This window comes from Draconibacterium orientale (assembly GCF_900111425.1).
In the GTDB taxonomy this organism is placed as follows: domain Bacteria; phylum Bacteroidota; class Bacteroidia; order Bacteroidales; family Prolixibacteraceae; genus Draconibacterium; species Draconibacterium orientale.
The window spans coordinates 14,811-37,957 of record NZ_FOHT01000022.1; the positions used below are offsets into that span (position 1 = coordinate 14,811).

A 23,147-nucleotide genomic window follows, 5' to 3' on the forward strand; every position below is an offset into this window, starting at 1 on the left:
AATTTTTTGTTTGTCTCTGTTTCTAAGTCGTCAATATATTACCTTTCAGTTTAAGGGAAAATCTTAATTGCAATGAGACAGAAAGATGCTGTCTCATTGCAATCCATATCATCTAATTACGGCAGCAATACCTTATCAATAACATGTATAACACCGTTCGCTCCCTGCACATCGGCTGCTACAACGTTACTTTCGTTAATCATTACTCCTGATGAAAGATCAACAGTAATACTGCTTCCCTCTTTTAAGGTTGGCACTTCGCCATTTGCAAGGTCGGTTGAAAGTACGTTACCCGACACTACATGATACAAAAGAATTGGCGTTAACTCCTCGGCAGTCAGGTCGTAAATTCCCGCTATTCCAAGCTCGGCAAACAATGCATCGAAAGCTGCATTGGTAGGTGCAAATACGGTAAACGGTCCTTCGCCACTTAAAGCATCAACCAAACCTGCTTTTACAACTGCACTAACCAGCGTGCTAAAATTTTCGTTTGCAATAGCAATATCAACTACCGATGGCGGAAGAATAACTTTATCAACTACGTGAATCACTCCGTTGTCGGCTTCAATATCGGCAGCTGTAACCATTGTATTTCCGTTAATCGTTACACCTTCGCCAACTTCAATGTACATCGACAGATTATTGTCGCTAAATGTTGATAATGTTGGGAAATAACCACTGGCCAAATCGGTTGACATGGCTTTACTGCCAATAACATGATACAGTAAAATATCGGTTAATGTTCCTACCGGCACATCATCCAGCGAGGTAGCTCCCAACTCAGAAAGAAGCGCAACGAAAGCATCATTGGTTGGCGCAAAAACAGTCAACTCTGCCTCACTATCTGCAACAGCTCCAACCAGGTCAGCTTTCATTAGCGCCTCAACCAGAATTGAAAACTCCGAATTAGCCACAGCAATATCGGCTATGGTATTCGACTTTTGCATTTCAGGAACCAAAACGGCATCAATTACATGAATAACACCATTTGTTCCCTGTATATCGGTAGCTACTACTTTAACTGTACCGTTTATCATTACTTCACCGTCAATGGTTACTTCAAATTCTTCGCCCGAGATTGATGCAACACTCCCAGCTGACAGTTCGGTTGACATTACATTATCGCCAACCACGTGGTAAGTTAAAATCGAGGTTAAATCTTCAACTGCCACCTCATCCAAATCCGAGATTCCGAGTGCGGCAAAAAGCGCTGCAAAAGCATCGTTTGTTGGTGCAAACACAGTAAATGGTCCATCACCACTTAAAGCTCCTGCCAAATCGGCTTTAACAACAGCACTCACCAGCGATGTAAAACTTTCCGAATAAGTGGCCAGATCAACCACTGTTGGTGGCAGCAATACTTTGTCGATAACATGAATAACTCCATTTGAAGCCATAACATCGGCAGTGGTTACAGTGGCGTTGTTAACCATTACACCTCCATCAACATTTACCAAAATTGAAAGAGGAGTTTCATCAGGTGAATCGGTATTTAAAGTAGCTACTGCTCCCGACGAAAGGTTGTTCGAATAAGCTAAATCACCAACAACATGGTACTTCAGAACCGCTGCTAAAGTTGCTGCATCCAGATCATCTAAGCTGCTTGCACCCAAATCGGTTAACAAAGCTGCAAAAGCGTCGTCGGTTGGTGCAAAAACGGTAATATTTTTCTCGGTGCTTAAGAAATCGGCCAGGCCAGCTTTTTGTGCTGCCTGAATCAGTACATTAAATGAACCTGCCTCGGCAGCTACATCTACAATAGTCTTCTCTTCCTCTGCTTCCATTTCCGGCATCGGAGCTGGATCATCGTCATCGTCGCATGAGGTAAACCCAATTACCAAAGCTAATAGCACTACCGGTAGAAAATTAAACCGGCTTTTTGTCTTTTTAAAAAATTCAATCGTTTTCATAATTCTAGTTTTCAAAGTGTGTAAATACGTGTTTCTGTTTTCGTTCTCTGAAATTGTTTTCTTGTTTTCAATTTGTTCAACACCAACTAATACAATCTTAAACACTTTTTGTTTAATCTTTTTTATTTTTTAATACACATTCTAGCTTCTAAATCATCCATACACCCCTATTTTCGAGGCATTCAGCAATTTTGTTAAAATATGTTAATATTAAAACCACCTATTAAATACATCGTTGCATAAGTGTGTTTTTCCTATAATTTCAAGAACTGTTTTTATAGAATTCCTCACGTAAATCACCACATTATATAAAGAGTTGACTGTCTGTTATTACGGGTTATCTTACCTCAACTTTAAATTGACCCCATGATTAACATGATTTTTGTTAACATTCGTCAAAAACCATAGTGATTCTGAGGTGCGTACCTTTAAAACCCCTAATTTTGCCACTCGATTTTCAATAACAATTTTCAACATGGCAGATAAAGAGCAAAAACTGTTCACCGATTTTGCACCCATCACAACAGAAGAGTGGGAAGCAAAAATTAATGCCGATTTAAAAGGCAAAGACTACGAGCGTTCGCTGGTTTGGAAAACTTACGAGGGATTCAAAGTACGCCCGTATTACCGTCAGGAAAACCTTGCAGGAAAAGACTACCTGGAAAGCTTACCGGGAGAATTTCCATATGTGCGGGGAAACAATAAAACCAACAACGATTGGTTCATTCGTCAAAACATCTTTGTTACCGATTTTGAAGAAGCTAACAAAAAAGCTTTGGAAGTGCTTGGGAAAGGCATCACCTCTTTGGGTTTCCTTTTCAGCGAATGTGGTTCGGTTACCAAGGAAAGCCTGGGCGTGTTGCTTAAAGACATTTGTCTGGAAGCAGCCGAAGTTAACCTGGTTTGCCCTTGCGACAACTGCAACTGCGCCGAAGCTTTTGCAGCTTACGTTTCGGAAGGCAACTGGGACAACGATAAAGTGATTGCTTCGGCATCCATCGATCCTATTGGAACTTTCGTGTTAAAAGGTAAACTGGAAGAAGATGCAGTAAAAAACCTGGTTCAGGCTGTTGAAGCAGCAAAACCTGTTAAGAATTTCCGCATAATTGGCGTTCACGGAAAATTCTTCGCAAACAGCGGATCATCAATCGCTCAGGAGTTGGCCTTCGCGCTGGCACAAGGAGCCGAGTACTTAACACAATTAACCGAAGCCGGTGTTAGTGTTGACGATGCAGCTAAAGCGATTAAATTCAACATGGGTATCAGCAACAACTATTTTATGGAAATAGCCAAGTTGCGTGCCGGCCGACTTTTATGGTCAAAGATTGTTGAAGCTTACGGACCAGAGTGCAAGTGTTCGGCAAAAATGATCGTTCACAGCGAAACCAACCGTTTCAACAAAACCGTTTACGATCCGTATGTAAACATGCTGCGTACACAAACCGAAGCAATGTCGGCCACTTTGGGTGGTGCACACTCGGTAACTGTACTTCCGTTTAACGCGGTTTACGAAGAAACTACTCCGTTCTCGGAGCGTATTGCACGTAACCAGCAAATCCTGTTAAAAGAAGAATCGCACTTCGATAAAATTGCCGATCCGTCAGCAGGTTCTTACTACATTGAAACACTTACTGAAGCCTTAGCTGATCAGGCATGGGAACTTTTCCTAACCGTTCAGGAAAAAGGTGGTTTCATTGCTGCTTTCAAAGAAGGTTTTGTTCAGGCTGAAGTTAAAGCAATGGCTGAAGATCGCAACAAAAAGATCGCTCAGCGTCGCGAAAATATCCTTGGAACCAACCAGTTCCCTAACTTCACAGAAAACATGAAAGCTGATTTCGACGGTTCATTGTTCGAAGCAGTTGACCTGGCCGAAGAAGGTGCTGAAGTGGAAACACTGAAACCTTACCGCGGTGCTCAACCATTTGAAGCATTGCGCTACACAACCGACATGTACGCACGCGAAAACAAACGCCCGCTGGCATTTATGCTTACCATGGGTAACCTTGCTTTCCGTAAGGCACGCGCACAATTCAGCTGTAATTTCTTTGCCGTTGCCGGTTTCGACGTACAGGATAATAACGGATTCGCAACAGTTGAAGAAGGTGTTGCCGCAGCAAAAGCAGCAGGCGCCGACATTGTTGTGGTTTGTAGTTCGGATGATGAGTATGCTGAAATTGTTCCTGCAGTAGCTGAGCAATTGGGTGAAGAAATTTTGGTTGTTGCCGGAGCTCCTGCTTGCGCAGACGAGTTGAAAGCAAAAGGTATCACCAACTTCATTCATGTGAAAAGCAACATTTTGGAAGAGTTAAAAGGTTACCAAGAAAAACTGGGGATATAATTAAACACAAAGACTCGAAGACTCAAAGATGATCTCGAAAACTGAAATAGAAAAAATTGGGAAACAGATTGTGGATGCTGCCTTTGAAGTGCATTCAGAATTAGGACCTGGTTTGCTCGAATCGGTTTATGAAATTTGTTTAGTTGAAGAGTTGAAAGAACGTGGTCTTACTGTTGAGAGGCAGGTTAAATTGCCGGTTGTCTATAAAGACAAGATTCTTCAGAAAGAATTTATCATTGACATATTAGTTGAAAAGTGCGTTATCATTGAGTTGAAAGCTGTTGAAATGTTGTTGCCGGTTCACGAGGTACAAACTCTAACCTACATGAAACTGGCAGACATGAAACTGGGTTATCTAATCAATTTTAATGTACCATTAATCAAACAAGGTATTAAACGAAAAATTAACGGATACTTTTAATCTTCGTGACTTAGTGTCTTCGTGTTAAAACAAAAGAATTATGAAACCGAATTTTAAAAATATAAATATCAAAGCAGCTACCGAGCAGGCGAAAGCATCTGACTGGGCTGCACAAAACAACATCAAAAAAGATTGGTTAACACCGGAGCAGATTCCTGTTAAACCGGTTTACACCAAAGAAGACCTTGAAGGAATGGAGCACCTGAACTACGCAGCAGGTTTGGCACCTTACCTCCGCGGACCTTACTCGGCAATGTACGCCATGCGTCCCTGGACTATCCGTCAGTACGCTGGTTTCTCAACTGCCGAAGAATCAAACGCATTCTACCGTCGTAACCTTGCGGCCGGTCAGAAAGGTTTGTCAGTGGCATTCGACCTGGCAACACACCGCGGATACGACTCGGACCACGAACGTGTGGTTGGCGACGTTGGTAAAGCGGGTGTGGCAATCGACTCTATCCTGGACATGAAGATCCTTTTCGATCAGATTCCTTTGGATAAAATGTCGGTATCGATGACCATGAACGGTGCTGTTCTTCCTGTATTGGCATTTTACATTGTTACAGGACTGGAACAAGGCGCTACACTGGAGCAACTTTCAGGAACAATTCAGAACGATATTCTGAAAGAATTTATGGTGCGTAACACTTACATTTACCCACCAGAATTCTCGATGAAAATTATTGCCGACATTTTTGAGTTCACTTCTCAGAATATGCCAAAGTTCAACTCGATCTCGATTTCGGGTTATCACATGCAGGAAGCTGGTGCAACTGCCGACATTGAAATGGCATACACCCTTGCCGACGGCTTGGATTACTTACGCACAGGTGTTAAAGCCGGTTTGGATATTGATGCTTTTGCACCACGTTTGTCTTTCTTCTGGGCGGTTGGAATGAACCACTTTATGGAGATTGCCAAAATGCGTGCAGCGCGTATGATTTGGGCAAAACTGGTTAAACAATTTAACCCGAAAAATCCAAAATCGATGGCACTGCGTACACACTCGCAAACTTCGGGTTGGTCGTTAACTGAGCAAGATCCGTTTAACAACGTTGGCCGAACTGCTATTGAAGCAATGGCTGCCACATTGGGTGGAACACAAAGTTTGCACACCAATGCACTTGACGAAGCGATTGCATTACCAACCGATTTCTCGGCACGTATTGCACGTAACACGCAGCTGTACATCCAACAGGAAACTGAACTTTGTCGTTCAGCTGATCCATGGGCAGGTTCGTACTATGTTGAGGCATTAACACACGAGCTGGCACAAAAAGCATGGGCATTAATCGAAGAGGTTGAAAAACTTGGTGGTATGGCCAAAGCCATCGAGACCGGTGTACCAAAAATGCGTATTGAAGAAGCTGCAGCACGTGCACAAGGCCGTATTGATGGTGGATCACAAACAATTGTAGGTATCAACAAATACCGTTTGGAAAAAGAAGATCCGATTGACATTTTAGATATCGACAACACAGCAGTTCGTAAATCGCAAATCGAAAGATTGGAAAAATTGCGTGCCGAGCGTAACGAAGAAGACGTACAAAAAGCGTTGGCAGCCATTACAAAAGCTGCAGAAACAGGCGAAGGCAACTTGTTGGCCTTGTCGGTTGAAGCCGCTAAAAAACGTGCTTCGTTAGGTGAAATTTCGGATGCTTGTGAAAAAGTTGCAGGACGTTATAAAGCAGTAATCAGAACTATTGAAGGCGTGTATAAAGCAGAAGCACAAGACAAGTCGGAGTTCCAGGAAGCTCAGGCTTTAGCGAAGAAATTCGCTGAATTGCAAGGCCGTCAGCCACGTATTATGATCGCCAAAATGGGTCAGGATGGTCACGACCGCGGTGCAAAAGTTGTTGCTACCGGTTACGCCGACCTTGGTTTCGATGTTGATATGGGACCATTATTCCAGACTCCGGAAGAAAGTGCCAAACAAGCCGTTGAAAACGACGTGCACGTTGTAGGTGTTTCTTCGCTGGCAGCAGGTCATAAAACACTGGTTCCTGCCATTATTGCCGAGCTGAAAAAACTGGGCCGCGACGACATCATGGTTATTTGTGGTGGTGTAATTCCTCACCAGGATTACCAATACCTGTACGATGCCGGTGCAGTTGCCATTTTCGGCCCTGGAACCAGCGTTGCTGGCGCAGGCAAAAAAATCCTTGAGATTTTAATCGAAGCCTACAAGGAAGATTAGATCAAGGCAAAAGGATAAAGTTAAAAGTTAAAAAAATGACAAAATACAGAAAGCCGGTTTCGTTTGGGACCGGCTTTTATTATTAATAAGTTTTGCATTATTTTTGTAGCTTTGTAAGAGATAAGTACTAATAATGAAGTCAATTACAATAAATATCAATAACGACAAGCTGGCGAACAAAGTTATTCGTTTGCTAAAATCGTTTAAAGATGAAGGATTGGAAATTGTTTCGAAAGAAGACATGAATGATTTAAAACTTCTCAGGGCAACCAGAAACGAGGAATCCATTCCATTCGATGAATATCTTAAATATGGAGATTAGAATTCGTAATTCTGCCATTAAAGATTTAAAACGGATTAGCCCTGACCTCAGAAAAAAAATTCACACTAAAATTATTTCCTTAAAAGATTTTCCAGACGTTACAAACGTTAAAAAACTTACCAATTTCGAACCGGCCTATCGCTTACGCATTGGCGATTACCGTATCTTGTTTGATGTGCTTGATGATTGTATTGAAATTGGCCGGATTCTTCATCGGAAAGAGAGCTATAAATAGGATTAGTCACTACATATTAATGGTATGACTTAAAGTTATGCTATGAATATTGTTTGTGATGTTGATTCATCGTATGACTTGTAGTCATTCGATGAATCAAGAAAAATTGAAGCCGGTTCCGTTTGGGACCGGCTTTTATCGCATAAAAAAAAAGCGAACTCCCAAATTGGAATCCGCCCTCTATCTTTTCTTTTCAATCAAGCCTTAATTAATTATTACACGATTTTCGTAGATGTTATAATCATTGGTAAGTACAACATCATATTCTCCGTCATTCAGATCCGAAAAATCGATAGCTTTATGTATTGTAAAATCTTTACCCAATGCTACTTCTTTCAATAATGTGTTATTGTCGTAAACATACAGTCTTATGTCCTCGCTTTCGTAGTTCAAATACGTTAATTTAATCTGATCTCCGTCCTGGTAAAAATAAGGATCCACAGTTTTTCGCACATCCATTACTTCAACTTCTCCATAATTTACGGACAACTGCTTACGAATTTCTTCATCACCCGTTTTAACTGAATACCAATACATTCCGTTTTCAAGATTGGATAAATCGTAACGTTTGTTAATCTCGCTTCGAGGGATTTCAGTATTCATCTCATAAATTTGGTTACCCCATGCATCTTCTAACTTAATTTCATAATTAACCATTTCCGAGTTCGAAATTTTCATTACTGTAGCTTCGCTCTCGCTGTCAGCCATATTCACTTTTAAATTTCCTGATGCCATAGCAACGCTTACTGTAAACATTGCCAAAATTCCTACAAATAAAGTTTTCATGATTCTAAATTTTTAATTTCTGTTTTCAATTTGTTTTCTGTAAGTAAAAGGAATTCAGGCTCTTTTTGTTCATCTTTTTCTATGTTTCATTAAACACTTCATATGCAAACAGTTCAAAAGTCCTGTATTAACAGGCATTTCACTGCCATGTTAATACGATGTTAATTTAAGAAAATCTCCAGGAGAAACTATCGGATTGAAAACCAGCGTTAAAAAAGCAGTATTTCTGATGTTTACAGATAGGAAGATAGATTTGGTAGATGATTATAGTGTTTCATTACTGATTAAACTACAAAAAGAGGCCACTGCTTAACCTTCAGTTTTAGTATAAAAAAAGCGAACCCATTCGGATTCGCTCTACCAAAACTAACTAATCTAACTATACTTACGAAAAATATTAATTGAGCGTAATGTCGTATTCATAGGTTCCATTGCTGCTTACCAAAACAGCCTCGTAGCTGCCATTTTTAAGATTCGAAAGATCAATGGCGTGATGCACCGCAAACTCCGATCCCAGTAAATCTTCATGGATCAGATTATTGTTTTGTTCATCATACAGGAACAATTTTACATCGCCCGCACCATGATTCAGATAGGAGATATTCAACTGATCGTTGAATAAACCAAAGTAGGGATCAACCTGTTTTACCTGATCAATAACTTTTACTTTACCATTTTTAACGGCCAGCGTGGAAACATTTTGTTCGTTGTCAATCTTCACAAAGAAAGTGTATTGGCCATTGCTTAGTTTCGAAAAATCAAAAGTGTTCAAAACCAGTTTCAACGGCTGCTGAATTTGCTTGTAATAAATAATATCATTATTCCCGTTGCGAATTTCCATTTCAAACTGGCTTTCTACCGCATTGGTAACACGAACGTGGGCCTCAGCACCTTCGCCTTCCGAAATACTTACACTTAAATTTCCTGTTGCCATTACAGCTCCTGCACCAAGTGCAAGAGCAATTGTTAAAAGAACTTTGTTTAATCGTTGCATAACTTGTTTTCTCTATTTAATTGTTTTCAGCTTCTGTGACAGAAATATAGGGATAAAGTTTAATTGCATCCTGTTAACCGAATGTTAAAGACCATTCAGTCCTTTATCTTCAACGAATTATACTTGTGTTAATGTGGTGTTAACCCTTAAAATTGATGAAGAACAAGCTAAAAACCGGCAAATTATAACGTGTAAAAATTACCGTTTATTCGCCAGAACCTACCGCTTATTCGCCAGAACCTACCGCTTATATAAAAGCAAATTATTTTTTACAATTAATCCTATCTTTGTTAGTGATGACTAAATACAACGCCATAATTATCGACGACGAAAAGAACGTGCAGGAGGCTTTGAAGATCTTACTTCAACGCAACTGCCCGAATATTAATATTTGCGATACGGCCGGTTCGGCCAGCCAGGGACGTGAATTACTAAACCAATGGGATGTACAATTAATTTTCCTCGATATTTCGATGCCCGGAGAAAATGGCTTCGATTTTCTGAATAGTATTCCAAAAGAAGATTACGCCATTATTTTTACCACAGCTTACGAAGAATACGCCTTGCGCGCCATAAAAACAAACGCCATTGATTACCTGCTAAAACCCATTGATCCGGAAGAATTAAAAGAAGCGGTATCGAAGGCTACATCGCATCTCGATCTTCGCCGCCAAAACCAGGATATACAAACAACGTACGGCGAATCGTTAAACAACCTTACCCGCCAGGCCAACAATGGTTTTGTTTATGCCCCCAAAATTACGGTAATCCAGAAGTTTGGTTTTCAAATTCTAGAAATAGATAAAATCAGATATATTGAAGCTGATGGAGCTTATTCTGTAATTCATCTGTCGGGCCTCGAAAAAGTAGTATCGACCAGACCAGTAGGAGACATTGAAAAGATTCTCGATCCTTCGGTTTTTATTCGCATTCATAAATCCACTTTGATCAATTTAAATTTTCTTCGGGGATTTTCGAGTTTCGAAGGCAACTACGCAATAATGGACGACCAAACAGAATTGGCTATTTCGCGCAGAAAATACACCGAGTTTAAAGAAGCTGTTTCAAAATACTCCAAAACAATTGAATAGTGAAAAAAGCCCTGTTAATACCTGCACTATTTTTATTCATCTCTCAGCTTGTTTGCGGACAAAATCCGTTTATCACCAATTATACAATTGACGATGGATTACCCACCAATAAGGTGTTTTGTGTATTACAGGATAAGAATGATTTTATGTGGTTCGGCACATCTGCCGGTGTAGTTCGTTTTGATGGCACAAGCTATGTTCGGTACACCACTAAAAACGGGATGAGCTATAACCGCATTGCCCGTATGAAAGAAGACCTGGAAGGACGGATTTGGTGCCTGAATATTGATGGCTCGGTTAACTTTATCTATAAAAACAAGGTGTTTAACGAAAAAAATGCTCCGTTCCTGAGCGAAATAAAAACCGATTTTTATTACCACGATCTGTTTCAGGATAAAGATTCAACCATTTACCTGTACAATGGCACCGGAGAAGTTTCGGTGATAAAAGGCAACCATTTTATCGACTACCTGCCATCGAGTGTAAACGGAGCTGTTATTTTTAATATTACCAGAAACACTAATAACAATCTCCTGTTTTGGGATAATAGCCGCATAGTTGAAAAAAGTACAGTAGATAAAATAATAAAAATCCACCCGCTTGATTTTAATGTAACCCGCGTTACCCTATCGCCCGAAGGCGTTACCTATGTATGCGATATGGATGGGAATATTCACCTGTTTCAGGGTTCACAGCTTATTTCGAAAAACTTTGTACACATTGATGCCCAGGTGGTAAACGACATGCTGGTTAAGGATGAATTCCTTTGGGTATCGACATTCGACAACGGCTTGTATTGTTTTAAAAACGACAGTCTGGTGTTTCACCACGAGATGGATAAAATTCAAAACGTGGTGATTGATGATCAAAACAACTTATGGACAAGTTCAACTACCTACGGTGTTTTTAAAATAAACAACGGCATTTTAAAATACCAAACCATAGAGACCGACGAGTTTGACGAGAAAGGAGTAAGAGCCATAGCACCATCAAATAACGATTTTTTGTGGCTAACAAACGGCGAATCATTATTCATTTTTAAGGATGGGAAACTTTTCGACAAAAAAATGGATGTTGGTGAATATATACTCGACCAGATAACACAATTAAGCGACAATACATTGCTGATAAGTGGCATAAATACGCCATTGTACATTTACAGGAATCTTCGAATCGACCCGAAAAGCAACACCATTAAATACGACAATTTTAACAAGTCGAATATTCATGTTAAAAAACCAATAGTTGACCCATCCGAATCGGTAGTGAATTTTTATTTAAACGACAATTTATTCTTCCGTCAACTTAAAGACAACTACCCGCAATTTCGTATAAACTACACCGGCTGGGGGCGAATACGTAATATGTTTCTAAACTACAAAAATGATCTGATTGTAAATGGGAACACAAACTATGTTGTTTCAAACGGACAGATTTCTACCGATTCTACTTACAGTGCTTTCGACGGAAAATGGATCGCTTCGAACATAAGCATCGACTCAACCACCGAAGTCCTTCAAATTGAAGAAGCCGACAATTCGGAACTTGTTTTAATGCACAGCAACAGCAAATACAGCCTTATCAACAATCTCGAAGATCATATCAACCTGAAAATAAAAGATATGATTTACTATGATAAAACGCTTTTTCTGTATAATCCGCAAACGGTTTATTTTATTTCAAATCCAACACAGGTTATTCAGGGCAAAACTGCAGTACTTAACCGACTAAATATTACATTCAACAATATTAACGACCTGTATTGCCACAACGAAATTTTATATGTCGCCTCCGACGACGGGCTAACACTTATTCCCGTTAGCGAATGTGTTAATGCAGTTATGATCCCCACAAAACCTTATTTTTCGAAAGTAACACTCGATGAAAAAGAAATTGCGCTTGACAAAGGCGAAATTATATACAAAAGCAAAGACCGCTTAAACATTGAATTTTCGAGTCTTAATTTCTCTTCGTCGCCATCAAACTATGCCTACATGCTGGAAGGTGTAAATAACGATTGGATTACCGGTACCGAAAAACAAGTGGTATATCTTAACCTAAAACCCGGACATTATACTTTTAAATTGAAATCGAGAAAAAATATGGAACCCTACAGCGAAGTAATCGAACTTCCGGTTACCGTAGTTCCTACTTTTTTTCAACGCATAATTACAAAGATCGGGGCACTGCTTATCCTGTTGTTTCTGGGATTTTTGCTGGTAAGAAGCTACTACCTCCGTCAACTTCGCGAGCGCGAAAAAGACAACCAGCTTGTTACACTCGAGAACCGGGCTTTACAATCGATGATGAACCCCCATTTTATTTTCAATTCGTTGGGTTCGATTCAAAAGTTTTTACTACAGAATAAATCCGAAGAAGCAGGTGCTTATCTGTCTCGCTTTGCCCGACTAATAAGGCAAACCATGAATTCCATTAAATCGAACTCCGTTTTATTGGATGACGAAGTGGAACGTTTAAGAAACTACATTGAGCTGGAACAATTCAGAATGGAAAACCATTTTGATTTCAGTGTAATTCTCGACGAGCAGTTGCAGCAAGACGATTATTACATTCCTTCGATGATTGTACAACCGTTTGTTGAAAATGCCATTTGGCACGGCATTTCCCAATTGTCGGGCAACGGAAAAATTACCATCCGCTTTATATACATTAATGAAAAAAGTATCCGGATAGTAATTGAAGATAATGGAATTGGGTTCGAGAAATCAAAAGCATTCTCAAAAACGAAAAGCCATCTGAATATGGCTTCCAACCTTACTCAAAAAAGGATTCAGCTAATTGGCGAAAAATACCGGGTAAAAACCCAAATTAAGAACGAAGAACTTTACCCTGGAGAAACAAATCCGGGAGCAAAAATTACACTTTTGGTGCCTATAGTTGAGTAGGCTCAAAACCGTTTATTCGCCAAAACCTACCGCTTATTCGCCAGAACCTACCGTTTATAAAATACCTAATTTTATTTCAGATCATTTGCATAGTTTTGTATTGCAATTAAGACATAGTTCTTTTCATTATTGATATAATAAAAACAAGAAGAATTTATCTCCTCACATTCGGTTCCTTGTTTATGCTTGATTGAAGTTACAAACACCGCGGTTTATAACTACACAAACGCAAACTTTCCTTCACTGTCCCTGAAAGCAAACTAATAGTTAAATCAAGATAAACAAAACAAGGGGCATAAAGCCAACCCACTACCTCAAGGGTTGGCTTTTTTGTTTCCATTACAAACTTTTGGCAGCGATACCGGTTTCACCTCCTACAGCAATCATATTTGTGTTCAAACAATTTGTTTTAATGTGAAATATGGTATTTTTACCCATTAAATTTAAAATTGCTTGAAATGCGTAATCAAACATTGGCAAAACTATTTACAACCGCCTTTCATGAAAACTGGGACGAACCGGCTTTTTCCGATTATGAAGGCGGAGATTACCATTATAAGGACATTGCCAAAACCATAAAATCGCTTCACTTATTTTATCAGCTTGCCGGCTTACAACGCGGCGACAAAATTGCGGTACTGGGAAGAAACTCATCAAACTGGGCAACAACATTTCTTTCGGCCATTTCTGCCGGGCTTGTTATTGTTCCTATTCTACCCGATTTTAATAAAAACGATACGAACCACATTATCAACCACTCTGAATCGAAACTGGTTATTGGAGCAAACACGCATTTGGAAAAGGTTGATCTTGAATCGTCGGAAAAGCTGCAAGCCATAATCAAGCTTGAAGATTTTAGTTTACACGCCGCAAAAGACGAAAATATACAATTCAAACTGAACGACGGATTTCAATATTATAAGGAAAACCCATTAAATAAAACAGCATTTGTTTTTGAAGAATGGGAATCGGAAGAAATGTGTATTATTTCGTACACATCGGGTACATCGGGTTTTACAAAAGGAGTAATGATACCCGAACGAAGCCTGTTGTCGAATGTAATTTTTGCACAGGAACACATGCCTTTAAAACCCGGCAACAGAATTGTTTCGTTTTTGCCAATGGCACATGTTTACGGCCTGCTTTTCGAATTTTTATTCCCGCTGAGTAAAGGATGCCACATTACTTTCCTGAGTAAAATGCCATCGCCGGCCGTTATTACAAAAGCTTTTGGAGAAATAAAACCTCACCTTATTCTATCAGTACCGTTAATAATTGAAAAGATTTACAAAAAACGTATTCTACCGGCAATTGAAAAGCCTTCCGTAAAATTTCTGCTGAAAATACCGGTCATTTCAACTGTCATTCTGAAAAAGATCAGGACAAAAATGGTTGAAACATTTGGCGGACGCTTCTTCGAAATTGAAATCGGCGGAGCACCGCTGAGCTCGGATGTGGAGGCTTTTTTTAAACGCATTAATTTTCCGTTTACTATTGGCTACGGAATGACCGAATGTGGCCCGCTGATTAGCTACGAAGCGTGGAATAAAACAATGCGCTCATCGGCCGGAACGCTTGTTGATCGCATGGAAGTTCGAATCGATTCGGAAGATCCGTACAACGTGGTTGGCGAAATTCAGGTAAAAGGCGAGAATGTAATGCTGGGTTATTACAAAAACGAAAAGGAAACAAAAGCCGTGCTCACCGAAGATGGCTGGTTAAAAACCGGCGACCTTGGCGTGATTGACCGGAACAACTTCATTTATATTCGCGGACGATCGAAAAATATGCTGCTTGGCCCATCGGGGCAAAATATTTACCCCGAAGAAATTGAAGCTAAACTTTGTAACCAAAATTATATTGCCGAGTGTGTGGTTGTTGAGCGCGATCACAAACTTGTAGCACTGGTTTATCCCGATTTTGAATCGATGAAAGCGGATAACATTGACGAAAAAGAACTGCCGGCGATAATGGCCGAAAACCAAAAAAAGGCCAATGCCGATTTGCCGCGTTACGAACATATTAGCCGCATTGAATTGGTTGACGAAGAGTTCGAAAAAACGCCAAAACGAAATATAAAGCGTTACAAATACGTATAAAAAAACTCCGGGAAAATTCCCGGAGTTTTTTTTTATCTCTGAACCTATTTCTCCAGCTTATTTAAATGCACATCCATTTGAGGGAAAGGAATGGTAATTCCGGCCTCATCGAGTGCAATTTTACCGGCTTCGTACACATCAAAATATACAACCCAGTAATCAGCAGGCAAAGTATAGGGACGAACGGCCAGATTTACCGAACTGTCGCCCAAGCCTTTTACGCCAACAAAAGGTGCCGGTTCTTTCAGCACTTTCGGATGATTTTCAATTATTTTCATAAGCACATCTTTGGCCTGTTTAATGTTCGAACCATACGAGATACCAAAATCCATATCCACCCGAATCACCCCTTCAGTGGTATAATTTACAATGTCGTTGCCCGAAACCGCTGCATTTGGTAAAATCACGGTTTTGTTTTCGGGCGTTAAAAGTATAGTAACAAAAATGTGTATCTCTTTTACTGTTCCAAGGTGCCCTTGCGAAACAATCAGATCGCCAACTTTAAAGGGTTTAAAAACCAGAATCATTACTCCCGCAGCAAAATTCGCCAGGGTTCCCTGCATGGCCATGCCAACGGCAAGTCCGGCAGCACCAAGCACCGCGATAAACGAAGTGGTTTCTATCCCCACCATTTTGGCAATACTGATCAGAAGCATCACCTTTAGAAGAATGTTTATTAAACTTCGTAAAAAACCGCTCACCGAAACATTAACGTTACGTTTCTCCATAACTTTTGCAGTTCTCCGGGTAATTATTTTTATAATCCAAAAACCCAGTATCAGAACTACAATGGCTGCGATCACTTTTAATCCGTGAGTTATCAGCAGATCGTAACCCATTTCAAGATAATCTGTTACTTGCTCATTCATAGTGCTTAAATTTAAAATATTCTTCAAGGTAGATAAAAATTAGTCCTGAATCAATAGTATGGAGAACGAATGTTCACTTACAATTTAACCGGAAATATTGCTACATTTGTTTTTACTAACTAATACCTTAATGAGCTTAAAGTCAAGTAAACTCTTTTCTGAAGACCGCCTTTTGTCGTTGGATTTTTTTCGCGGAATTACCATGTTTCTGCTGGTAGCTGAAGGAACACATTTGTGGTCGGTTTTAATTCAACCTCCTGTTAACGGAACCATTTTCGAAAGTTTCTTTCTACAGTTTCATCACCATCCGTGGAACGGATTACGGTTTTGGGACCTCATTCAACCCTTTTTTATGTTTATTGTTGGTGTGGCAATGCCTTTTTCGTATGCAAAACGTAAAAAACGGGGCGACTCAACGGCCACAATCACCCGGCACATTATAAAACGCTGTATTATTCTTTTGGCATTTGGCGTTGGGCTGCACTGCGGCTACAACCGCAAACTAGTTTGGGAGCTTTGGAACGTTTTATCGCAACTTTCGGTAACCATTTTAATCGCTTACTTTTTAATGCGCTGCAAATGGTCAACTCAAATTATTGTTTCGCTGGGCTTATTGCTGCTAACCGAACTTCTTTACCGAACTTTTCCGCTTGATGGCTACAATCAACCCTTTGTAAAAGACCATAATTTTGGTAGTTGGGTTGACATATTACTTATGGGCAAAATTAACAACGGCGGCGGCTGGGTAGCCATCAACTGCATTCCTACAGCGGCCCATACCATTTGGGGTGTTGTGGCCGGGCAACTGCTGCAATCGGGTAAAAGTCAGGCTGAAAAAGTAAAGCGCTTGCTAATTGGCGGTTTGGTTATTTTAGTGTTCGGCTATGTACTAGACTGGACTTCGGTAACACCAATTATAAAACGTATCTCCACTTCGTCGTTTGTTTTGGCATCGGGTGGCTGGGCGTTGCTGGTATTGGCTTTTAGCTACTGGCTTATCGACATAAAAAAGATCAACCAATGGATTTTTCCGTTTGTGGTTGTGGGCACCAACTCCATTTTTATTTACCTTTTCTCGAATACGGTTGGCGGACAGTGGCTAAACGGATTCGTGGCCATTTTTACCTCAGGTGTTTTGAATTGGTTTAACACTCCCGAATTTTTAATAAACTTCATAACCGCCTTAAGCGTTCTCACTTTGGAATGGCTGCTATGCTATTACCTGTTTATAAAACGAATATATTTCAGAATTTAAAACATACTTGATATCAACTAAATTTATAGAATTATGAAAACAAATCGCAGGAACTTCTTAAGAACTACAGCTGCTGCTACGGCAGGAACAATGCTTGTTTCACCGGCATTTGCAATGAATAGTGCGAAATCGCGTTACCAGATCTCACTGGCCGAATGGTCGTTCCACAAGGCTTTGTTTGCCGATGAAATGACCAACCTCGACTTTCCGAAAGTTACCCGTGAACTGGGAATTGACGGCGTTGAATACGTTAACCAGTTTTTTAAAGACAAAGCAAAGGACGAAAAATACCTGGGCGAATTAAAGAAAATTGCCAAAAACGAAGGTGTTACCAACGTGCTTATTATGTGCGATGGCGAAGGAATGGTTGGCCATCCGGAAAAAGCTGAGCGTTTAAAAACAGTTGAAAATCATAAAAAATGGGTTGATGCAGCTGCATTTTTGGGTTGTCACTCCATTCGCGTAAATGCAGGTAGCCGGGGCACCTACGAAGAACAACAAAAACTGGCCGCCGACGGATTACGCATGCTTTGCGAATATGGCGACACCCAAAAAATTAACGTTATTGTTGAAAACCATGGTGGCTTATCGAGCAATGGCGATTGGCTTTCGGGCGTAATGAAAATGGTTGACCACAAACGTGTGGGTACGTTACCCGATTTCGGAAACTTTATGATTAACCGCGACACCGGCGAAGAATACGACCGCTACAAAGGTGTTGAACTTCTAATGCCTTATGCAAAAGGCGTGAGTGCAAAAACCAATGTATTTAATGCCGCAGGCGACGAAGCAAATATGGATTATTACCGCCTGATGAAAATTGTTGACGAGGCCGGTTATAAAGGTTTTGTGGGTATTGAATTTGAAGGCACCGAGCTGTCGGAGCGTGAAGGAGTACTAGCCACAAAAGCACTTCTTGAAAAAGTATTTAAAACATTATAGACAAGGTACAGCTTTATAATTGCCTGACTAAATGTGATTTATTATTAATTTTTGTTAATCCTGCTTTATTTCGAAACAATAAAGTGGTGTACGCGTAAATCAAAACAACTTTGTATACCTGAAAAGATTTAAAGGGGTTGATGGAAAAACTTAATACAAAGTTGAAAAGGTAATTAGTTGTTTGTCTTTCAAAAAGGAAGCGATGCATATTCATCGCTTCCTTTGCTTTTATACATTAAAACTATCCCTAATGTTTGTTTCGGAAGAATGGCAGATTCGGATCAATTCGACCTCCGCTACCGCGTCCACCGTCACCAATTTCAAACAGATATACCAATCCTACACTTATTTGTGTGGTTAACGACAAACGCCGGTTGTATTTTAGCAGCTCAGCACCTTCTTCGCGGGAGTAGGTAAAATTAGGCACCCCATCAATTATTCCCGAGTTCAAAACCGTGCATGTTCCATCAATTTCAAACAATAAGCGATCGCTAAGCGCATAATCAAAACCAATTCCTCCGCCCACATGAAATGCCGGCCATTTTTTCTGCTCCGAGGTAGAGGTGCCCCGCGCATAAAGCACATCTGCCCCTTCATTAAAAGCATAGTCTATTAAATTCCAATCAACATCCGGAAAATATTCTTCTGGAGAAAAATCTCTGTACTTTAATTCGGTACCCACCAAAGCCACAACTCCGGTAAGTTTTACAAAGGGAGTCCAAACCTTGTCGGGCATAAAAAAATATTTGTAGTTAACCGCCACATTAAACAAGCGGGTGTTGTATTCTAGCGGAGAAATTATAAACTCATTCTGGTATTGCTGAAAATAAGGCGTTAGAAAATAGTTAAAAACGGGCGGATCGTCGTTAAATCCTTTAAGATGTGTATAATCCAGCTCCACCCCAAAATACGTTTTTTCGGAAATCTGAATCAGCAGTTCTGCTTCCAGGCCTGCCGATAGTTGCGGGGTAAATTTTTCGCTGCTGGTAGCCGGCGAAGCGAGCAAAGCATCGGGATGTGGCACATCAGAAGTTCCAAGTTCAGAAATTAGCATTCCGGAATTGGCCGCAATCCTTAAACCAAGCAGCTGTGCATTTACTGAAAATGCCCCAACCACAACCAACACAAAAACAAATAGCAATTTTCTCACAACCATCTCTTTGATTTACAGCTATTAATTTAAGCCGTTTTTATCAGAAATGGAAACAATGTAAAATAAATCTATCGTCTTTCTTTTACCTGCGATGCATCAACCAGCTTGTAAAGTTTATCGGCCCGGCGGATTACTTCGTCGATAGGCACCGAGATTCGTTGCCCTTTCACCCCTTCTTCAACCGGTTTTAAATCGAAACGAATTTCGCTTACGGTGTTTTGATAAACCCCGGTTGTTGGGCCGGTAACAATAATCTCGTCCCCTACTTTCAGGTTATTGGTTTCGAGTTTAAATTCGGCCACACCAATTTTTTTGAAATAGTTGGTACATTTCCCGATATACAATTTGCGCTTGCTGGCTCTTGATCCGTAGTTTTTACTCCACTCGCCCAGGCGCTGACCAAGGTAATAACCATCCCAAAAGCCGCGATTAAACACGGTTTGTAAGCGATTGTTCCAGTCTTCCACTTTCTCGTCGGTAAATTCCTCATCGAAATAAGCATCAACAGCCTCGCGGTAACACTGCGCAACGGTTTTAACGTATTCGGCAGAACGGGCACGCCCTTCGATTTTAAGTACCGAAACGCCGGCATCGAGTATTTTATTCAGAAAATGAACGGTTTTTAAATCTTTGGGCGACATAATGTACTCGTTGTCGATTTCCAGCTCGGCACCGGTTTCCTTATCGGTAACGGTGTAAGCGCGGCGGCAGGTTTGCAAACAGGCACCACGGTTTGCCGACGAGTTCATTTCGTGCAAACTGAGGTAACATTTGCCGCTGGTAGCCATACACAACGCACCGTGCACAAACATTTCAATTTTCATCAGTTCGCCGTTTGGCCCGGTAATGTTTTGCTTTTTAATCTGGTCGCTGATTTCCCACACGCGGCCCAGATTCATTTCGCGCGCCAACACCACAACATCGGCAAAATTGGAGTAGAATTTTACCGCCTCGATGTTCGTAATGTTTACCTGTGTTGAAATATGTACTTCCAGATCGATTGAACGAGCGTACTGAATAACCGAGATATCGGCAGCAATTACTGCTGAAACACCGGCTTCTTTGGCCGCGTTAATAACTTCGTGCATTACTTCGAGTTCGCCGTCGAAAATTTCCACATTCATGGTAAGGTACGTTTTCACCTTATTTTCGCTGGCAATTCGTACAATTTTACGCAGGTCGTCGAGATTAAAATTGTTAGACGAACGCGAACGCATATTCAAATTTTCAACACCAAAATACACCGATCCGGCTCCTCCCTGTATGGCAGCCATTAACGATTCGTACGACCCTACGGGCGCCATTATTTCCACATCTCTTCTTTCCATTGCTTATGCGTGAAGTTTTAAAAATTGCGCTGCAAAGTTAAGAGTTTTTGGGAATTACGGATGCCCTCGTTTTGAGTGAGCACATAAGCAACTTTACGAGTTATACCCTGCTACAAAGCATAAAATTAAATCCTTCTATCACTACCATTTTGTAAAATATCTCCGGTGATAACCGACAAAATGCAAGTGACAACACCCATCTACCGGGTGATAACGATAAATTTACAGGTGATAAGACCTGGCCAACGGGTGATAAGCCCATTTTTTTGGTGATGACGACTTATTTTACGGTGATAACTACCAATTTTGAAGTGATAACGATGTTCGCGGGGGTGAGGAAACACTTTTGATGGCTGCGGAAGCCCGCTTTGCAACAGCGGAAAAACAAGGGATGTCACTTACCAGAAGTGAACGTATCCCGCTTAAGCTCTGATCTTAATTTTGAAACCCCGGGAATATGTTATAACTTTGTAATTACATTTTAAGTACTTGATTATGGAGGTATCAGTTATAAAAATAGGAAATTCAAAGGGGATAAGGTTAAGTAAAACACTGCTTGACAGGTACAACATTAAAGACACTGTTGATTTAATAATGGATAAAGGGCAGATTATTATAAAACCAATTTCAAAACCGCGCAAAGGATGGGAAAAAGCTTTTGAAAAAATGGCTAAAAGTGGAGATGACAATTTATTGATTGACGATGTTTTTGACGATGAAAACCTGGAAGAATGGAAATAAAACAATATCAAATCATTTTAGTCAATCTTGACCCGACAATTGGGAGTGAAATTAAAAAGACCAGACCTTGTGTGGTAATTTCCCCAAATGAGATGAATAAATATTTGCGGACAATTGTAATTGCGCCAATGACATCAAGTTCAAAAAAATATCCAACACGAGTAAAAGTAAAGCATGACAATAAAATAGGCTGGATTGTTTTAGACCAAATCCGGACAATTGACAGGCAAAGAATAATAAAAGTTTTTGGAGAATTACAAGATTTAGAAATTCAGGAATTAAAATCGGTTTTAAAAGAAACTTATATTGACTAAAAGGAAAAAGCCCCCGCTGGCGCGATTTTGTAAATCGTGCCTCAGCCGGAAGGATGAAAAAGTTGTGGTTCTCACCTTTCCCAAAGTTTAAATCGGAGGAAAGCTTAGCATCAATAGACCTTCAAGGTTTTTGAAACCTTGAAGGTCTCTGTTATATAGATATGGCGGATTTCGGCACTTACCCCGCCGACGCTATTCTGAAAATCGTGCCTATGCCGGCAAGGCTGAAAAAAGCTAAAGCAATAAGCCGCTAAACAACGAAGACCTATGCCATTAGGTTAAGGCTGTAAGCCTTTGTTAATTCAGCCCAAGGCAACACCTTGGTATTTTTTATGGTTTGTTTCCAACAGCGCCCTGAAAGGGCAGGTTAAATTGCCCTTTCAGGGCGCCGTTCCATTTTTTGTTTGTTAACTATTACCCAATGCGTTGCATTGGGCTGAAATAAATATGACTTTCAGTCATTTTGTTCTTAACCCTCAGCCGGCAAGACTCAAAAAAGCTAAAGCAATCGGCTGCTAAAATAGTGATAGCCTCACTTGGAGTGAGGCTATCACTAAGCAATGTCATTAAACAAACTTTTCGCGTTTCTGCAGGTTAAAAAGACCGTACAAAACAAATACCAGTGTGGCGATCGCCATAAAAATCCGGTTCTTGCGGATAATTCCTACCCAAATCACTTCATTCAGGTTATTCGGAATTTCAAAGGGATTCAGAAATACATCCCACTGCGTACCGCGCATAAGGTCTTCGCGCAAAATCAGCAGTGCCACACCAATTAAAACCATGGTTACCGCCGTTCCGTTTCCATTCTTAACAATGGTGGAGAACATAAATGCCATCGATCCCAAAAAGATAATCGGGTACATTAACTGGTACGACATTTCCAGCAGATTAATTTTGTACAGCAGTACCGAAGCCAATGCTGAAAACAGAAAAGTAATAATAAATACAAGCGTATAGATCATTATCAAACGTACCAGCCAGACTTTATAACGGTAGTTCGGAATTCCGAAAAGTATTTCCAGCATCCGCGAGTCGTCGTCGTTTTGTATGCCAAAAACCGAGGGGTAGAAAATGAGCAAAATGCCCGGAAATATCAGTAAGTTATACACCACATCTTCCGACATGGAGCCGCCGTTGTAAACCGTTTGTACGGCAAAAAACAAAAAGAACGCAAGCGCTGCAATTAAAAACCAAATAAACCGGTTGGCAAAGATGATTCTTAAGTTATACCGTATCATTTTAA

General features: G+C 40.4%; 19 protein-coding genes. 12 read left to right on the forward strand and 7 right to left on the reverse strand.

The window, feature by feature from the left end; genetic code table 11:
- Window positions 1-116: 116 nt before the first annotated feature.
- Window positions 117-1,910 (reverse strand): fasciclin domain-containing protein, encoded by a 1,794-nt coding sequence (locus BMW53_RS12635; protein WP_051568163.1) that lies wholly within the window; start codon window positions 1,908-1,910, stop codon window positions 117-119.
- A gap of 475 nt (window positions 1,911-2,385) precedes the next feature.
- On the opposite strand from BMW53_RS12635, the gene BMW53_RS12640 reads away from it, so the two are divergent.
- The 5 genes from BMW53_RS12640 (at window position 2,386) to BMW53_RS12660 (ending at window position 7,423) form a co-directional block, all read left to right on the forward strand.
- Window positions 2,386-4,248 carry a methylmalonyl-CoA mutase family protein gene (locus BMW53_RS12640; RefSeq protein ID WP_038558097.1) on the forward strand — a complete coding sequence of 621 codons (1,863 nt, stop codon included), beginning with the start codon at window positions 2,386-2,388 and terminating at the stop codon, window positions 4,246-4,248.
- A gap of 28 nt (window positions 4,249-4,276) precedes the next feature.
- On the forward strand, window positions 4,277-4,669 hold the full coding sequence (locus BMW53_RS12645; RefSeq protein ID WP_139178142.1) for a GxxExxY protein: 393 nt from the start codon (window positions 4,277-4,279) through the stop codon (window positions 4,667-4,669).
- Window positions 4,670-4,709: 40 nt separating this feature from the next.
- The gene (gene scpA, locus BMW53_RS12650) at window positions 4,710-6,866 is read left to right on the forward strand and encodes a methylmalonyl-CoA mutase (protein WP_038558095.1); all 2,157 of its coding nucleotides are present in this window, start codon (window positions 4,710-4,712) and stop codon (window positions 6,864-6,866) included.
- 133 nt (window positions 6,867-6,999) lie between these two features.
- Entirely contained in the window at window positions 7,000-7,188 is a 189-nt protein-coding gene (locus tag BMW53_RS12655) for a hypothetical protein (RefSeq protein WP_038558093.1), read from the forward strand.
- On the forward strand, window positions 7,178-7,423 hold the full coding sequence (locus BMW53_RS12660) for a type II toxin-antitoxin system RelE family toxin (protein WP_038558090.1): 246 nt from the start codon (window positions 7,178-7,180) through the stop codon (window positions 7,421-7,423). The genes BMW53_RS12655 and BMW53_RS12660 overlap by 11 nt, the downstream gene beginning before the upstream one ends.
- A 204-nt stretch (window positions 7,424-7,627) precedes the next feature.
- Here the strand turns inward: BMW53_RS12660 and BMW53_RS12665 are convergent, their stop codons facing one another.
- Together BMW53_RS12665 and BMW53_RS12670 are read right to left on the reverse strand one after the other, a co-directional pair.
- Complete coding sequence (locus BMW53_RS12665; RefSeq protein ID WP_038558088.1) at window positions 7,628-8,209, reverse strand: T9SS type A sorting domain-containing protein; 582 nt, start codon at window positions 8,207-8,209, stop codon at window positions 7,628-7,630.
- Window positions 8,210-8,606: 397 nt separating this feature from the next.
- Entirely contained in the window at window positions 8,607-9,203 is a 597-nt protein-coding gene (locus BMW53_RS12670; RefSeq protein WP_038558086.1) for a hypothetical protein, read from the reverse strand.
- Window positions 9,204-9,499: 296 nt separating this feature from the next.
- Between BMW53_RS12670 and BMW53_RS12675 the strand changes: the two genes are divergently transcribed.
- The 3 genes from BMW53_RS12675 to BMW53_RS12685 all read left to right on the forward strand — a co-directional run bounded on the left by BMW53_RS12675 (window position 9,500) and on the right by BMW53_RS12685 (window position 15,299).
- Entirely contained in the window at window positions 9,500-10,294 is a 795-nt protein-coding gene (locus BMW53_RS12675) for a LytR/AlgR family response regulator transcription factor (protein WP_038558083.1), read from the forward strand.
- Entirely contained in the window at window positions 10,294-13,200 is a 2,907-nt protein-coding gene (locus tag BMW53_RS12680; RefSeq protein WP_038558080.1) for a sensor histidine kinase, read from the forward strand. Before BMW53_RS12675 ends, BMW53_RS12680 begins: the two co-directional genes overlap by 1 nt.
- Before the next feature lie 458 nt (window positions 13,201-13,658).
- A complete protein-coding gene (locus BMW53_RS12685) occupies window positions 13,659-15,299 on the forward strand; it encodes an AMP-binding protein (RefSeq protein WP_038558078.1) in 1,641 nt (546 codons plus the stop codon).
- 44 nt (window positions 15,300-15,343) lie between these two features.
- Here the strand turns inward: BMW53_RS12685 and BMW53_RS12690 are convergent, their stop codons facing one another.
- Complete coding sequence (locus BMW53_RS12690) at window positions 15,344-16,168, reverse strand: mechanosensitive ion channel family protein (protein WP_051567797.1); 825 nt, start codon at window positions 16,166-16,168, stop codon at window positions 15,344-15,346.
- A 130-nt stretch (window positions 16,169-16,298) separates the two neighbouring features.
- On the opposite strand from BMW53_RS12690, the gene BMW53_RS12695 reads away from it, so the two are divergent.
- Together BMW53_RS12695 and BMW53_RS12700 are read left to right on the forward strand one after the other, a co-directional pair.
- Window positions 16,299-17,423, forward strand: coding sequence for an acyltransferase family protein (locus BMW53_RS12695; protein ID WP_038558076.1), 1,125 nt, complete (start codon window positions 16,299-16,301; stop codon window positions 17,421-17,423).
- Between the two features lie 33 nt (window positions 17,424-17,456).
- Window positions 17,457-18,365, forward strand: coding sequence for a sugar phosphate isomerase/epimerase family protein (locus BMW53_RS12700; RefSeq protein ID WP_038558074.1), 909 nt, complete (start codon window positions 17,457-17,459; stop codon window positions 18,363-18,365).
- A 247-nt stretch (window positions 18,366-18,612) separates the two neighbouring features.
- On the opposite strand, the gene BMW53_RS12705 is transcribed toward BMW53_RS12700, so the two are convergent.
- A complete protein-coding gene (locus BMW53_RS12705; RefSeq protein WP_139178144.1) occupies window positions 18,613-19,515 on the reverse strand; it encodes a hypothetical protein in 903 nt (300 codons plus the stop codon).
- A gap of 71 nt (window positions 19,516-19,586) precedes the next feature.
- Window positions 19,587-20,846 (reverse strand): peptidase U32 family protein, encoded by a 1,260-nt coding sequence (locus BMW53_RS12710; protein WP_038558068.1) that lies wholly within the window; start codon window positions 20,844-20,846, stop codon window positions 19,587-19,589.
- A gap of 495 nt (window positions 20,847-21,341) precedes the next feature.
- Between BMW53_RS12710 and BMW53_RS12715 the strand changes: the two genes are divergently transcribed.
- The gene (locus BMW53_RS12715) at window positions 21,342-21,587 is read left to right on the forward strand and encodes an AbrB/MazE/SpoVT family DNA-binding domain-containing protein (protein WP_038558066.1); all 246 of its coding nucleotides are present in this window, start codon (window positions 21,342-21,344) and stop codon (window positions 21,585-21,587) included.
- On the forward strand, window positions 21,578-21,901 hold the full coding sequence (locus tag BMW53_RS12720; RefSeq protein WP_038558063.1) for a type II toxin-antitoxin system PemK/MazF family toxin: 324 nt from the start codon (window positions 21,578-21,580) through the stop codon (window positions 21,899-21,901). Before BMW53_RS12715 ends, BMW53_RS12720 begins: the two co-directional genes overlap by 10 nt.
- A gap of 566 nt (window positions 21,902-22,467) precedes the next feature.
- Here the strand turns inward: BMW53_RS12720 and BMW53_RS12725 are convergent.
- Window positions 22,468-23,142 carry a hypothetical protein gene (locus BMW53_RS12725; RefSeq protein ID WP_217642946.1) on the reverse strand — a complete coding sequence of 225 codons (675 nt, stop codon included), beginning with the start codon at window positions 23,140-23,142 and terminating at the stop codon, window positions 22,468-22,470.
- Window positions 23,143-23,147: the final 5 nt, after the last annotated feature.

Coding starts and splice junctions, on each gene's coding strand:
- BMW53_RS12635 (WP_051568163.1), bottom strand. CDS start 1,910: ATGAAAACGATTGAATTTTTTAAAAAGACAAAAAGCCGGTTTAATTTT.
- BMW53_RS12640 (WP_038558097.1), top strand. CDS start 2,386: ATGGCAGATAAAGAGCAAAAACTGTTCACCGATTTTGCACCCATCACA.
- BMW53_RS12645 (WP_139178142.1), top strand. CDS start 4,277: ATGATCTCGAAAACTGAAATAGAAAAAATTGGGAAACAGATTGTGGAT.
- scpA (WP_038558095.1), top strand. CDS start 4,710: ATGAAACCGAATTTTAAAAATATAAATATCAAAGCAGCTACCGAGCAG.
- BMW53_RS12655 (WP_038558093.1), top strand. CDS start 7,000: ATGAAGTCAATTACAATAAATATCAATAACGACAAGCTGGCGAACAAA.
- BMW53_RS12660 (WP_038558090.1), top strand. CDS start 7,178: ATGGAGATTAGAATTCGTAATTCTGCCATTAAAGATTTAAAACGGATT.
- BMW53_RS12665 (WP_038558088.1), bottom strand. CDS start 8,209: ATGAAAACTTTATTTGTAGGAATTTTGGCAATGTTTACAGTAAGCGTT.
- BMW53_RS12670 (WP_038558086.1), bottom strand. CDS start 9,203: ATGCAACGATTAAACAAAGTTCTTTTAACAATTGCTCTTGCACTTGGT.
- BMW53_RS12675 (WP_038558083.1), top strand. CDS start 9,500: ATGACTAAATACAACGCCATAATTATCGACGACGAAAAGAACGTGCAG.
- BMW53_RS12685 (WP_038558078.1), top strand. CDS start 13,659: ATGCGTAATCAAACATTGGCAAAACTATTTACAACCGCCTTTCATGAA.
- BMW53_RS12690 (WP_051567797.1), bottom strand. CDS start 16,168: ATGAATGAGCAAGTAACAGATTATCTTGAAATGGGTTACGATCTGCTG.
- BMW53_RS12695 (WP_038558076.1), top strand. CDS start 16,299: ATGAGCTTAAAGTCAAGTAAACTCTTTTCTGAAGACCGCCTTTTGTCG.
- BMW53_RS12700 (WP_038558074.1), top strand. CDS start 17,457: ATGAAAACAAATCGCAGGAACTTCTTAAGAACTACAGCTGCTGCTACG.
- BMW53_RS12710 (WP_038558068.1), bottom strand. CDS start 20,846: ATGGAAAGAAGAGATGTGGAAATAATGGCGCCCGTAGGGTCGTACGAA.
- BMW53_RS12715 (WP_038558066.1), top strand. CDS start 21,342: ATGGAGGTATCAGTTATAAAAATAGGAAATTCAAAGGGGATAAGGTTA.
- BMW53_RS12720 (WP_038558063.1), top strand. CDS start 21,578: ATGGAAATAAAACAATATCAAATCATTTTAGTCAATCTTGACCCGACA.
- BMW53_RS12725 (WP_217642946.1), bottom strand. CDS start 23,142: ATGATACGGTATAACTTAAGAATCATCTTTGCCAACCGGTTTATTTGG.